9 protein-coding genes and 1 other RNA gene are annotated in these 14,137 nt (G+C 63.4%); 4 read left to right on the top strand and 6 right to left on the bottom strand.

The window, feature by feature from the left end; all coding sequences use genetic code 11:
- Positions 1 to 202 precede the first annotated feature (202 nt).
- The 3 genes from RSE12_03450 to ffs all read left to right on the top strand — a co-directional run bounded on the left by RSE12_03450 (position 203) and on the right by ffs (position 2,836).
- Positions 203 to 1,999 (top strand): bifunctional 2',3'-cyclic-nucleotide 2'-phosphodiesterase/3'-nucleotidase, encoded by a 1,797-nt coding sequence (locus tag RSE12_03450; GenBank protein WRH63404.1) that lies wholly within the window; start codon positions 203 to 205, stop codon positions 1,997 to 1,999.
- 35 nt (positions 2,000 to 2,034) lie between these two features.
- On the top strand, positions 2,035 to 2,661 hold the full coding sequence (locus RSE12_03445) for an HAD family phosphatase (GenBank protein WRH63403.1): 627 nt from the start codon (positions 2,035 to 2,037) through the stop codon (positions 2,659 to 2,661).
- A 76-nt stretch (positions 2,662 to 2,737) separates the two neighbouring features.
- Positions 2,738 to 2,836: signal recognition particle sRNA small type (gene ffs, locus RSE12_03440), an RNA gene on the top strand.
- Between the two features lie 167 nt (positions 2,837 to 3,003).
- Here the strand turns inward: ffs and RSE12_03435 are convergent.
- Entirely contained in the window at positions 3,004 to 3,408 is a 405-nt protein-coding gene (locus RSE12_03435) for a hypothetical protein (GenBank protein ID WRH63402.1), read from the bottom strand.
- Between RSE12_03435 and RSE12_03430 the strand changes: the two genes are divergently transcribed.
- Positions 3,386 to 7,612, top strand: coding sequence for a Hint domain-containing protein (locus tag RSE12_03430; GenBank protein WRH63401.1), 4,227 nt, complete (start codon positions 3,386 to 3,388; stop codon positions 7,610 to 7,612). The two genes, RSE12_03435 and RSE12_03430, sit on opposite strands and share 23 nt — an antisense overlap.
- A 111-nt stretch (positions 7,613 to 7,723) precedes the next feature.
- Here RSE12_03430 and RSE12_03425 read toward each other — a convergent pair whose 3' ends face one another.
- The 5 genes from RSE12_03425 to RSE12_03405 form a co-directional block, all read right to left on the bottom strand.
- Entirely contained in the window at positions 7,724 to 9,229 is a 1,506-nt protein-coding gene (locus tag RSE12_03425) for a tripartite tricarboxylate transporter permease (GenBank protein ID WRH63400.1), read from the bottom strand.
- Between the two features lie 10 nt (positions 9,230 to 9,239).
- On the bottom strand, positions 9,240 to 9,707 hold the full coding sequence (locus RSE12_03420; protein ID WRH63399.1) for a tripartite tricarboxylate transporter TctB family protein: 468 nt from the start codon (positions 9,705 to 9,707) through the stop codon (positions 9,240 to 9,242).
- A gap of 62 nt (positions 9,708 to 9,769) precedes the next feature.
- Positions 9,770 to 10,747, bottom strand: coding sequence for a tripartite tricarboxylate transporter substrate-binding protein (locus RSE12_03415; GenBank protein ID WRH63398.1), 978 nt, complete (start codon positions 10,745 to 10,747; stop codon positions 9,770 to 9,772).
- 205 nt (positions 10,748 to 10,952) lie between these two features.
- Positions 10,953 to 12,296 carry a sigma-54 dependent transcriptional regulator gene (locus RSE12_03410; protein ID WRH63397.1) on the bottom strand — a complete coding sequence of 448 codons (1,344 nt, stop codon included), beginning with the start codon at positions 12,294 to 12,296 and terminating at the stop codon, positions 10,953 to 10,955.
- Positions 12,293 to 14,128 carry an ATP-binding protein gene (locus tag RSE12_03405; protein ID WRH63396.1) on the bottom strand — a complete coding sequence of 612 codons (1,836 nt, stop codon included), beginning with the start codon at positions 14,126 to 14,128 and terminating at the stop codon, positions 12,293 to 12,295. The genes RSE12_03410 and RSE12_03405 overlap by 4 nt, the downstream gene beginning before the upstream one ends.
- Between the last annotated feature and the right edge of the window lie 9 nt (positions 14,129 to 14,137).

The following is a 14,137-nucleotide window of genomic DNA, read 5'->3' as shown; positions in this document are numbered from 1 at the left end:
CCGCGCCACCCGGCCATCGCCGCTGTCTTGCCATGCCGGAAAGACCAACGCAAACGCAGCTCCGGTCCGGGCATCAGGGTGTAAACTTTGCTTGCGGAAAAACACGCAATGGTTGTAAACAAGTTCTTACAAAGCCAGATCGCCAGCCATTCGCTTTGCGTAACGATTCCCGGGGGGTGCGCCCTTGCCAACGCTTGTGGCAATGCTCAGATTGCTTGCGACATCAGATCTGCATGCGCATGCCTTCGGCTGGGACTATCACGCCGACAAGCCGCAGGCAGGACTGGGTCTGTCAGACCTCGCACATTTGATCGATCTGGCGCGGGCGGAATGCCCCAACACCCTGCTTCTGGACAATGGCGATTTCCTGCAAGGCAGCCCGTTGGGCGATTGGGCCGCCGAACAGGGCGAAGACACGCCCCATCCGATGATTTCGGCGATGAACGCGCTTGGCTATGATGCGGCGACACTGGGCAATCACGAATTCAGCCATGGACTGCCCTTGTTGCGCCGCGCCATGGCCGATGCGCATTTCCCCTTTGTTTCGGCCAATCTGCAGCCGCTGGATGATGGCCCTTTCGCCCGACGCTCCATCCTGATCGACCGCAACCTAACCGACGGCAAAGGCAAAAGCAGGCCGATCCGCATCGGGATCACCGGAATTGCCCCGCCGCAGACGGTGGTCTGGGAAGCAGGGCAGATCGAAGGGCAGGTGGTGGCACTCGATGCCGTCCCAGCCGCGACCGAGGCGGTCAGCGCCCTGCGGCGCGATGGGGCGGATGTGGTGATCCTGCTGGCCCATACCGGCATGGGGTCCGCAGTGGCCGAGCGTGGGATGGAAAACATGGCGCTGCCGCTGGCACGGCTGTCGGGGGCGGATGCGATGATCATGGGCCATACCCATCTGGTCTTCCCCGATCCGGACACGCAGGCGCAGGGCGACAGCGGACCGCAGCTTCACGGCAAACCCGCTGTCATGCCCGGTTTCTTCGGGTCGCATCTGGGCCGGATCGACATCACCCTGCGCCATGATGGCGTCGGTTGGTCTTTGTCAGGCAGCCGGGCCGATCTTCTGCCCGCGCGCGCTGTGTCCGCACCGCATCTGGGCCTGGAATCCGTTTGCGGGGCGGCGCATCAGGCCGCGCGCAACTGGCTTGGCACCCGTATCGGCGAAACAGACAGGCCGCTGCACAGCTATTTCTCACGCATCGCACCTTGCAACATCATGCGGCTGGTCGCCGCCGCGCAGGCCCGGCACTTGCGGCAACGCCTCGCTGGCACCTCGTTTGCCGATCTGCCCATTCTGTCTGCCACCGCGCCCTTTCGCGCCGGGGGGCGGGGCGGGGCCGCGAACTTTACCGACATCGCCCAAGGCCCGCTGGAGCTGCGACACGCGGCGGACATCTATCCCTTTCCCAACAGCATCGTCGCACTTTTGCTGACGGGCGAGGAGTTGGGTGATTGGTTGGAACGGGCTGCCATCCAGTTCACCACCGTCGATTCCGGGAAGCCGGACCTGCCTCTGGTCAATGCTGAAAGCCCCAGTTTCGACTTCGATCTGATCGCCGGCCTGTCCTTTCAGTTCGATCTGACCCAGCCGCCGCGTTTTGATGCGCGGGGGCAGTGCATCAATCCTGACGCCCGCCGGATATGTAAGCTGCGCCTGAACGGGCACCGCATCACCGCTGCGGATCGCTTCATCCTGGCCACCAACAGCTATCGCGCGGCGGGAAGTGGCGGCTTTCCCGGCTGTCAGCCCGACCGTATCCTGCTAGATGACAAGACCTCTACCCGATCCGCGCTGATCGCCTTTCTCACCTCGGAACCGGACAAGATGGCCCCTGCCCCCTATGACTGGTCCTTTGCGCCGATCGGGGCCAGCGCGACCTTTGAAACAGCGGCAGCAGGCGAACATCTGCTGCCCCACATCGCCAGCCTCCGGCCTGAACCGCTGGAAGGTGGGGCACCGGGCTACCGGCGCTTCCGTCTGCATCTGTGATCGGGTAGGACAGGGCTCATCCTGCGGAGCGGCCCATGTTCGACGCGATCTTCTTCGACCTTGACGGAACCCTTGTGGATACGGAAAGCCTTGCGCTCACCTCCGGGCTCTGGGCCTTTGCCGAAGTGGGCCATCCGGTCGATGCCACCTTCATGCACGGCCTTGTGGGCAAGGCCGAACCGCAGACGGCAGAGATCATCCTGCAAGCCCTGCCCAAGATCGACCTTGCCGCCTTCCGCGCCGCCTGGCGCATCGGTTTCGATGCAGAATTGAACAATGGCCTCGCGCTGAAATCGGGGGCGGCAGAACTGCTGGCGATGCTGGATCATCCGCTGGGCCTTGTCACTTCGACCGGGCGGGATGGGGCGCATCACAAGCTGGGCCTTGCCGGGCTGTCGCACCATTTCCGGACTGTCGTGACCTTTGATGATGTGACGGAACCCAAACCCGCGCCCGAACCCTATCTGCTGGCCGCCGCGCGGCTGGGTGTCGATCCGGCGCGCTGCCTGGTGTTCGAAGACAGCGATGTGGGGGCCGAAGCCGCACATCGCGCGGGATGCACCGTGGTACAGGTGCCCGATGTCGCCCCGACCGAGGGGCGCTTTGCCCGCCATCTCGCCGCCGATCTTCTGGCTGGTGCGCGGGCGGCCGGGATCATCTGACCCGATCCGAACCGCCCCAATGCAACCCCCTCCGCAAGTGCTTGCGAATCCGGGGGGGCGGGCCTATATCGACGGGCGAGAGGTTGGCGCGGGCGAGCGCCTCGCCAACCCGGTCAGGACCGGAAGGTAGCAGCCGTAACGAGCCCCGCTTGGGTCGTTGTCCAGCCTCTCACCTTTCTCCCCTTGTTTCTCCCAGATGAAAGAAACCCCTTTCCGGCAAGGGGCTATAGGACATGCGCTGCTTCAGTTCATGGCCCCGGGCGGCATGACCGTTGTTCAGAATGGTCTGGTCAAATGGAGCAGTCGGATCGTCGGCCCGGAAGCGGCACCGCACAGGGGGTGCTACGAACCGCGCAGTCTTGGCCCTTCCAACTTATCGAACGCGCGGAAGAAGGCCGTCAGCATCATCCGCAGCGCCGGTATCGCCCAGAGGTGATTTCCAGCGGTGCCGTTTGAGTGTTTTCTGCGCTTCTGGCGGGTGATGGGCGCCAAAGCAGGCAAAAGCGGACAATCCAGCCCAAAAAACTCAAGCCCCTCCCCTAATCTCATGGAATTTGCCGCCGTAAGGGATCGGTAAGCCGACCATGATAGGCCGGTCGCGTAACCATTCAGATGCAAACCCGGCAGTGAACAGATCCCGAAACGGCCTTCGTTGGTGAACAGAAGCGCCGCGATATCCCCAGCCTGCTGTTCCTGACGGCATAACAAACGTGAGCTTACTGGTATGGCGACAAGTTTCGAAGTCATCTTCCTCGGCACGCTGCCCCGGATCGACACGACACAGGGCAACGAGATCGCGGAGAACGCGGTCGGTGTGCTTGGAACCTATGGCAGCGCCGCCAACCCGCTGAACAGCAATGTGCGGCTCCTCACGGCCAACATTCTGACCGAAGATTCCAACCTAACCTATGACACCGACAACGGCGGCGGCTTTGACAGTTTCCGGATCAATGGCGCGGCGGCGCAGAACTTCGATGCCGTGGCCACCTATAACGCGGTCATCACCTATCTCGACGGCACGACCGCCACGATCACGGCAACGGTGTTTCAGGATGTGTCCGGCAACACCTACCTCGCCCCGGAAGAGACGAACAATGCCGACCAGGTCGCGCTGACCTCTGCGCCGATCCTGTCGCTCAGCCTCAACAGTGTGGTCGTCAACAGTGGCGATCTGCTGGCCGACCGCGTCGCGGGGGATTTCAAGACCGCCGTCGATGGCACAGTGGGCAATGACAACATGGCCCTCGGCGCGGGCTTTACCGATGCACAGGGCGAACAGATCACCACCGGCAGTGACTATATCATCGGCGGGGATGGCAACGACACGATCAATGCCGATGCCGGAAATGACACCGTTCTTGGCGGGGCGGGCGATGATCTGATCGATGACTGGGCTGGCAACGATCTTGTATATGCAGGTGCCGGGGCAGACCGGATCGAACTGAGCAACGGCAACGACACCATCTTCATGGACGATGGCAATGACACCGTCACGCTCTGGGACAACCCCGGCAACAACAGTCTCGATGGCGGCAGTGGCAATGACCTGCTGAATTTCAACAACTGGCAAAGCAGCACCGGCACGACTGTCACCGTGGGCCCCACTGGAGCGGGCAGTTTCAGCCACTTTTCGGGCGGCACGACCGGCACCTTTACCGGGTTCGAAACGATTTCCGGCACCGCCTTCGACGATCAGATGACCGCCTCGACCAATACCACCGGCATTGCCCTGTCTGGCGAAGGCGGCAATGACCAGCTGATCGGCGGCAGCGGTCTGGACCAGATCGATGGCGGGGCGGGCATCGACACGCTTTATGGCAATGGCGGATCCGACAGCATCACCGGTGGTGCGGGCAATGACCGCATCTTTGGCGACAATACCGATTCTGAACCGGTCACGGTCAGCAACGGCAATTTCGGCACCAACACCAACGACGGCTGGACGGTCAGCGGCGGCGGCAACACCTTTGTCTATTACGAGGCGATGGCATTTAACGCCAACAACACCGGCTATACCGGGGTCGTTCAGCAAACCATCGCCATTCAGGTTGGCCAGACCTACCAACTGTCGCTGACTGCGCGCGAGGTTGGCACCGGTTTCGGCAACCACACGCTGGTGGCCGAGGTTCTGAATGCGAACGGCCAAGTGATTGGCACCCAGACTGTCGTTGTCAACAACGGCACCAGCCAGACCATCAACCTGACCTTCACCGCGCAGACCCCGAACGTCACGCTCCGGTTCACCAACCCGACATCGACGGCCACCAACGAAACCGATCTGATGATCGACGACGTCACCGTAACGGCGCAAACCCCCTTGGCCGATGGAAATGACACGATCGATGCCGGCGACGGCGACGATTTCGTCGATACCGGCGGCGGCAATGACAGCGTCAGCGCCGGCAGCGGCAATGACATCATCTTCGATGATGAGGGCAATGACACTGTAGATGGTGGTGCGGGCAACGACACTATCCATGGCGGCGGTGGCAGCGACTCCATCACTGGAGGCGATGGCAACGACCGCATCTTCGGCGACAACGGGGCAGCAGCCCCTGTAACTGTGACCAACGGCACCTTTGCCACCGGAACAACGGCAGGCTGGACAACCAGCGGAACCGGTACCTTCGTCAGCAATCAGGCGCTTGCCTTCAACGCAGGCAACGCAGGCTTTGGCGGCGTTGGTCAGCAAACCATTGTCACCGAGGCAGGCTTTGATTACCGGCTGTCGTTCAACGCCTTTGAGAACGGCGCCGGATTGGCCAACCACACCCTGTTGGTCGAGGTTGTCGATGCCAACGGTGTGGTGATCGGCAGCCAGACCATCGTGGTTACGGATGGATCGAACCTGACCGGAGCGGTCACATTTACCGCCACCACCGCCAACACGACATTACGCTTTACCAACCCGACATCGACCGGAACCACCTCTACCGATGTGCTGATCGACAATGTCACCGTCACCGCTCTGACCATGCCACCCAAGACGGGCAGTGACACGATCAACGCGGGCGAAGGGTCGGATTTCGTCGATGCAGGCGGCGGCGACGACCTTGTGATCGTTGATGGAACCTTTTCGGGCGACGACACGCTTGATGGCGGGGCGGGCAACGACACGCTTTCCCTTGATCCCGGCGACAACCGCAACCTGTCCGTGAACATGGCCACGGGTGTTGTGGATGATGGCCTTGCGGGCACGCAACAATTCACCAATTTCGAAAGTGTCGTCACCGGCGATGGCAGCGACAGCGTAACCGGAACGTCTGCCGCCGACGTGATCAGCACGCAGCGCGGCAATGACACCGTTCTGGGGGGCGGCGGAAGTGACATCCTTTTCGGCGGCGCCGGAAGCGACCGTCTTGAAGGCGGCGATGGCGATGACCGGCTGGAAGGCGGGGATGGCGACGACACGCTGATCGCAGGCAACAATACCGGGTCGGGCGACACCCTTCTTGGTGGGGTGGGCGACGACTATCTTGTCGACAGTTTCGGAAACGCGGTGCTGGATGGCGGCGCAGGAACCGATGTTTTCGAAATCGGCTACGGCAATGCGACCGTGATCGGCGGCGAAGATCCCGGAAACACGGATTTTGACCTGATCGACTTTCGGCCTGCGAATGTTGCGGTCAACATCGTCTTTGATGGCGACGAAAGCGGTACGTACACCGACAGCAGCGGCAATATCGGCCAGTTCAGCCAGATCGAGGCGTTCATCCTGACCGATCAGGCCGATACGGTCGATGCAAGCGCCGATACCAGGGGCGTTGTGCTGATCGGCAATGCCGGTGCCGACAGTCTGATCGGCAGCCAGGGCGATGATTTCATCGAAGGCGGCGTCGGCAACAACATCATTTCGGGTGGCACGGGCCGTGACACGCTCATCGGTGGCGCTGGTGCCGATACCCTCACGGGCGGGGCGGGGCCGGATACCTTTGTGGTTGATGGCGGCGGCGACATCATCACCGATTTCGACACAAGCAGAGGCATTCAAGGCGGCGGCGCACCCGACCAGACCGACAATGATTTCGTCGACCTGACCGACTACTACAACGAAACGACGCTTGCAGCCTGGAACGCGGCGAATCCCGGCAACACATTCCGCCGCCCGATCGATTGGCTGCGCGCCGATCATGCCGATGACGGGGCATTGGCCGAGGTGGGCGGGCTTCAGATCCGTCGCGCGGATGGCCAGCCCGTCACCGCCGATCAGCTTGGGTTCGAAAACACCGGGGTAATCTGTTTCGCGAAAGGCACCCTGATCGCGACGCCCGGCGGGGACACCCCGGTCGAGGATCTGCGCCTTGGCGATCTTGTCCTGACTGTTGACCATGGCGCGCAGGCGCTTGTGTGGACAGGGGCCACAGCGCAGGATTGGTCGCGCGACCCGCATCCTGCAAAACCGGTCCTCATCAAGGCTGGCAGCCTTGGTCAAGGCATACCGACCCGTGACCTGATGATCTCGCCGCAGCACCGGGTGCTTTTGTCGGGACCGAACGACCCTGTTGGGGTATTCGTTCCGGCAAAAAGCTTGGTGGGTCTGCCGGGCGTGTTGCAGATGTCCGGCTGCCGTTCGGTCGTTTACCATCACATCATGCTGGAACAGCATCAGGTACTGATCTCGAACGGCACGCCGACCGAAAGTTTCTATCCCGGCGAAACGGCGTTGAAGATGATGGCACCCGCCCTCTGCGCCGCGGTCCTGGATGTCTTGCTGCAGGTGACCCAAGGCGCAGGGCTTTCTCTTTACCCGCTGGCCCGCAAAGCCCTGAGTGTGCAGGGGGCACGGCATGCCTTTGGCGCCAAAACCGCCGCGATGGGCGGCGCTTGTGGGCACAGGGGCAAATCATCTGCCGAAACTGCCCGGAAACCGCGTCTTGCAGTGCCCGGCACCCCTGCCATCGGCTTGCAGCGCGCACCTGCACAGGACGCGCCCGCCCAACGGCGTCACTGATACCCGGCCTGCCCCGCCCACGCAGGACGATGTGGCGGAACAAGCAGGCCGCGATAGGTCTTGCGTGATTTGCGCATTGCCGCGTCCTGTGCCGGACGCGGCAGCACAGGTTCAGTCGCCTTCGACGAACACCTCATCGCGCTTCTTGCGGATAGAGGGCAGCAGCACCACCACCAGCACCAGCACGGTCAGTACCAGCAGCGTCAGGCTGATCGGGCGGGTCAGAAACACCGTGGCATCCCCCCGGCCCAAAATCATGGCACGGCGCAGGTTTTCCTCCAGCATCGGCCCCAGCACGAAGCCCAGCAGAAGGGGTGCCGGTTCGCAGCGCAGCTTGATCAGCACATACCCCATCAGCCCGAAAAACGCGACGGCATAGAGGTCATAGACGTTGGAGTTGACGCTGTAGACCCCGATGGAACAGAAGGCCATGATGATGGGAAAGAGGATGTGGTACGGCACTTTCAACAGCCGCACCCACAGCCCGATCAGCGGCAGGTTCAGCACCACCAGCATCAGGTTGCCGATCCACATGCTGGCGATCACGCCCCAGAACAGCGCCGGTTGTTCGCTGGCCACATTCGGCCCAGGCACGATGCCCTGAATGATCATCGCCCCCACCATCAGCGCCATCACCGGGTTTGCCGGAATGCCCAGCGTCAGCAGCGGGATGAACGATGTCTGCGCCCCGGCATTGTTGGCCGATTCCGGACCGGCCACGCCTTCGATTGCGCCGTGGCCAAACTCCTCGGGCGTTTTGGACATGCGCTTTTCCACGGTATAGCTGGCGAATGCCGCCAGCACCGCGCCGCCACCGGGCAGGATACCCAGCAGCGACCCGATCCCCGTGCCGCGCAGCACTGGCCCCACGATCTTGCGCAAATCTTCGCGGCTGGGAAAGAGACCCGCCAGTTTGGTGCCCAGAACCGTGCGGTCCTGATCGCCTTCAAGGTTGCGCAGGATCTCGGCGATGCCGAACACGCCCACGGCCAGCGCCACGAAGTTCAGCCCATCCGCATATTCCGTGATGCCCATCGTGAATCGTGGCGCGCCGGTATAGATGTCGGTGCCCACCAGCCCCAGCAGCAGGCCCAGCACTGTCATCGCAAGCGCCTTGAGGATGGACCCATGTGCCAGCGCGATGGCCGACACGAGGCCCAGCACCATCAGGCTGAAATACTCGGCCGCGCCGAATTTCAGCGCGATCACCGTCAGCGGCGGGGCAAAGATCGCCACCAGCAGCGTGGCCACCGTCCCGGCAAAGAACGATCCCAGCGCCGCCACGGCCAGCGCCGTGCCAGCCTTGCCCTTGCGCGCCATCTGATAGCCGTCGATGGCCGTCACGGCCGAAGAGCTTTCGCCCGGCATGTTGATCAGGATGGCCGTCGTCGACCCGCCATACTGCGCGCCGTAATAGATGCCCGCCAGCATGATCAGCGATGACACCGGCTCCAACTGAAAGGTGATGGGCAGCAGCATGGCGATGGTCGCCGTGGCGCCAATGCCCGGCAGCACCCCGATCAGCGTGCCAAGAATAACGCCGATCAGGCAGAACAGCAGGTTTTCGGGCGATGCTGCCGTGGCAAAGCCAAGGCTCAGATTGGATATCAGGTCCATGCGTGCCCCCTTAGAACGGCAGCCACGGGCCAAAGCGCCGGAATGGCAACCCCAGCGCATAGGAAAAGACCAGTGTCGAGAACACCGTCACCGCGACCGCCAAAAGGAGCGCATAGACAGGCCGCATCTTCAGCGATGCCAAACCCGCGATCAGCGTGGTCACAAAGATCGACGGCACGAACCCAAGCCCCCGCACTGTCAGGCCGAAAAAGATCGGCGCAGGCAGGATGAACAAAAGCCCCCGCCAGGCGATACCGCCGATGGACGGGCTGTCCTTGCCGGCCTTGATCGCGTTGAACAGGATAAGCCCGCCGAAGATCACCAGCACAACGGCCAGCACCAGCGGAAAATACCCCGGCCCCATGCGAAACGCCGTGCCGATTTCCAGCCCCAGCGCCTGGATGCCAAAGAACAGACCGAACAGGATGAACAGCACGCCTGCGGCGGCATCTGTCCGGTCGATGGTATAGCTTGTCATGGCGTATTCCCCCCGCCCGAAAGGACCGGGGCCGCAGGATCACCCCGCGGCCCCTGCCTGCCTTAGTCTGCGTAGACGCCTGCGGTTTCGATGATCGGCTTCCAGCGCGCGATCTCGGCTTCCAGCTTGGCCTTCAGCGCCTCAGGCGTGGCATCTGCGGCGGGCGAGGGCGCGGTGCCCAGGTCAGCCAGTTTCGCAGCGATATCCGGATCGGCCAGCGCAACCTGAAGCGATTGGGTCAGCCGTGCCGTTGCCTCGGCGGGCGTGCCTTTGGGTGCGTAAAGCCCGTGCCAGACCGACACTTCCATATTGGCAAAGCCGCCTTCGGCCACAGTCGGCAGATCGGGGAAGATGTCCAGACGCGCCGGGGTTGTCACCGCATAGGCCTTGATCGTACCACCCTTGATCTGTTCGGTGGTGTTGGTGGTCTGGTCGCACATGATGTCAATCTGCCCGCCCAGAAGTTCGGTCATCGCGGGGCCGGTGCCTTTGTAAGGCACGGTCACGATGGGGGCTTCGACCGCCTGCATGAACAGCATCCCGCACAGATGCGACGCCGCCCCGATCCCGGCATTGGCCATGGTGATCGTGTCGGCGTTTTCCTTCACATAGCTGATCATCGATGCGAAATCGGCCGGTTCGAAATCGGCCCGGGCAACGATGGTCATCGGCACTTCGGTGACCAGACCGACATAGTCGAAGGCTTCGGTCGGGCTATAGGCAAGGTTGCGATAGAGCGTGGCGCTGGTCGCCATGCCGATGTGATGTAGCAGGATGGTATAGCCATCCGCCTCCGCCGTGGCGGCCTGCCCGGCGCCCAGCGTGCCGCCCGCACCGCCGACGTTTTCAACGATGACCTGCTGGCCCAGATCGGCCGACATCTTTTCGGCGATCAGGCGGCCCACCGTATCGGTCGGCCCACCGGCGGCGAAGGGCACGATCATGGTGATCTGCCGTTCCGGATAGGTCTGCGCAAGGCTGGCGGATGCAGTCAGGATTGCGCCGGCGGCGATGCCGGCGACCGATTTGGTCAATGCCATGGTGTCCTCCCAAACGTGGCTATGTCAGCCGCGCAGCGCTCCTCAGGCCGCACGGTCGCTGACACAAGGGCGCGAAGGGCGGGCCGGGGCAAATGCAACGGTCCCATGACAGCGTGCTTTTTACAGGGCAAAGGCCGGGAATGGGTGGAAACCGAAACATCGCCGCCAAAGCCATGGGTGGATTTTCACCCATCGGTGGCGCGGGTCAGCCTTCGGCCTCATCTCCCTCAAGGATCAGCTTCCGGTCCAGCCCGTGTTTCTGCATCTTTTCGTACAGGGTCTTGCGGCTGATCCCCAGCGATTCATAGACCCGCCGCAGGTGCCCGCCATGCGCCGCGATGGCCCCGGCGATCACGCTGCGTTCGAACCCGGCCACCCGATCGGCCAGACGAGGGCTTTCCTCTCCGTCGCTTTCCATCCAGTCCAGCCCAAGGACATAGCGGTCGGCGGCATTGCGCAATTCGCGCACATTGCCGGGCCAATCGCGCCCCGCAAGATCGGCCAGAAGTTCCGGCGATGGGACGCGATCTTCGACCCCGTGCCGCGCGGCGGCCTCGCGCGCCAATTGCAGGAAGAGGGTCGGCACATCCTCGCGCCGGGCCGATACCGGCGGCACCCGCAGGATTGCCACGTTCAGGCGATAGAACAGGTCCGCGCGGAACCGCCCCGCCGCCACCTCGCCCGCCAGATCGACCTTGCTTGTCGCGATGAAACGCACATCCAGCGCGACCGGATCGTTCGACCCAAGCCGCGTGATCACCCGTTCCTGCAAAACGCGCAGCAGTTTGGCCTGCAATTCCAGCGGCATCGACCCGATCTCATCCAACAGGATCGTGCCGCCGCGCGCATGTTCGAACCGGCCAAAGCGCGGGCGCAGGGCGCCGGGAAAGGCCCCCGCCTCATGGCCGAACAATTCGCTTTCGATCAACGCCTCGGGCAGGGCCGCGCAGTTGATGGCGATGAAGGGCTTGCCCGCACGCGGCGACAGGTCATGCATAGCCCGCGCCACCACCTCTTTGCCCACGCCGGTTGGCCCGGTGATCAGGGTGTCCGCCTCGCTTGGCCCGATGCTGCGCAACAGGCGGCGCAGGTCGGTCATCGCCACGCTGCGCCCGGGAAGCCGCGCCTCGATATCATCGCGCTGGCCTGCCACCGCACGCAAACGGCGGTTTTCCACGACCAGCGCGCGCAGTTCCAACGCGCGGCGCAGCACGGCAACCAGATCCTGCGCGGCAAAGGGCTTTTCCAGAAAATCATAGGCCCCGCGCCGCATCGCCTCGACCGCGAGGCTGACTTCGGCATGACCGGTAATCAGGATCACGGGCAGGTCGCGGTCTACCTCGGCCAGACGTTGCAGCAGCGTCATGCCATCCATGCCCGGCATGCGGATATCGCTGACCACCACGCCGTTCAGCCCCGGCCCGGCCAGCGCCAGCGCCTCTTCGGCCGAGGCGAAAGCGCGCACCGGCAGCCCCGCCAGATCCAGCGCCTGTTCGGTGGATCGGCGCATCTGCGCGTCATCGTCGATCAGCAGCACGGTCTGCATCATTCCGCCGCCATCTCGCGCAGGTCGGCAGATTGAAGGACAATCTCGAACACCGCGCCACCATCGGAATGGTTCGCGACCCGCAGGTCACCACCAAAATCCTTCATGATGTTGTAGCTGATCGACAGGCCCAGCCCAAGGCCGGACCCCACCGTCTTGGTGCTGAAGAACGGATCGAAAATCCGGTCGGCAATAGCGGCAGGCACCCCCGGCCCCCGGTCGCGGATGGCGATGACCACCCCCCCGCCTTCGGCCCGCGCGGATAGGTCGATCCGGCGGTCGGGCAGGGTTTCCACCGCATCGGCGGCATTGCTCAGGACATTGACCAGAACCTGCTGCAACCGCACCGCCCCACCGCGCACGGCGGGCAGATCGTCGGGAATTTCGAGACTGACAGACGCACCCGCCGCCTCTAGCCGCGCATCCACGATCTGCATTGCCCCCGCGATGACATCCGGCACGGCCAGCACCTTCAGCACCTCATCCGGTTTGCGGGCCACATTGCGCAGATGCCGCGCAATGGTGGCCATGCGGTCGATCAGCGAAAGGATCTGGCCGATGTTTTCGCGTGCGCGGCCCGTCTCGCCCCGGTCGATCAGCAAGGCCGCGCTGTCGGCATAGTTGCGGGCCGCCGCCAGCGGCTGGTTGATCTCATGGCTCAGCGCGGCCGACATCTGCCCCAGCGCGGCCAGTTTGCCCGCCTGCACAAGATCGGCCTGCGTGCGGCGCAGTTCCTGTTCGGTCAGTCGCCGTTCGGCCACCTCTGTTTCGATCTGGCGATTGACCCGCATCAGATCGGCGGTCCGTTCCTGCACCAGAACCTCCAGCCCGGTCTGGGCGGCGGCCTGCATGGCGATGCGTTCAGCCAGCCGGGCGCGGCGCTGCGCCACCACCACCGCCAGCGACAAGGCCACGGCAAGGGCAAGGACAAAGGCCGCCATGGCCAGCCGCGCCTGCCCGCGCAGATAAGCCGTATCCAGCAGGACATGCACTGTCCATCCTGCTTCGGGCATGGCTTGGGCGGCCACCAGATATTCATGTTCCAACCCGTCTTCGGCCATCAGGCGCATCAGGGGGAAGTCCCCCTCTGCGCCGGATTGAAAGACCAGTTCTTCAAGCTGCGCTTCGGCATAGCGGCGCGACGCGGTGGTGCGTTCCAGCCGGTCGGGGGTCAGGGGCAGCAATCCCTTGTAGCGCCAGCCCGGATCGGTGGACATGAAGACGATGCCTTCGGGATCGCTCACGATGATGCGGTATTCCCAGGTGCGCCAGCTGGCCTCGATATCATCCACCCCGATCTTCAGCGCGACGACACCTGCCACCGCCCCCTGCGTATCGCGAATGGGGGCGCCAAAGTAATAGCCCCGGACGCCGGACGTGGTGCCAAGGGCGAAGAAGCGCCCCTTACGGCCTGCGGCTGCTTCGGTGAAATAGGGGCGATAGGCAAAGTTCTGACCGATGAAACTGTCGGGTTGGTCGAAATTCGACGCTGCGATGGTGTTGCCCTGCAAATCGATCACATAAAGATCCGACGATTGGACCACCGCGTTCTTGCCCTTGAGCCAGCGATTCATCGCCATGCGCTGCGCCGGATCCGACGGCCGGGTCACAAGGGCCAGGATATCGGGGCTGTCTGCCAGCAGTTCGGGCAAAGCCTCATACCGGCGCAGGTGACCTTCCAATGCGCTGGCGGCCAGGCGCAGGGTGGTTTCCGCGCGACCGTTGCCTTCTGTGAAATAGCTTTTTGTCACCGCCCGGGCGACCAGCACGGTCATGGCAAGGCAGATCAGCCCAACCGCCCCCCAGACCAGAATTCTGCGCCGTCGCCGTGCCATGCCGCCCCG

The organism is Fuscovulum sp. (assembly GCA_035192965.1).
Classification (GTDB): Bacteria; Pseudomonadota; Alphaproteobacteria; order Rhodobacterales; family Rhodobacteraceae; genus Paragemmobacter.
The sequence above is the reverse complement of the archived record's forward strand: the minus strand, read 5'-3'. Positions and strand labels throughout refer to the sequence as shown.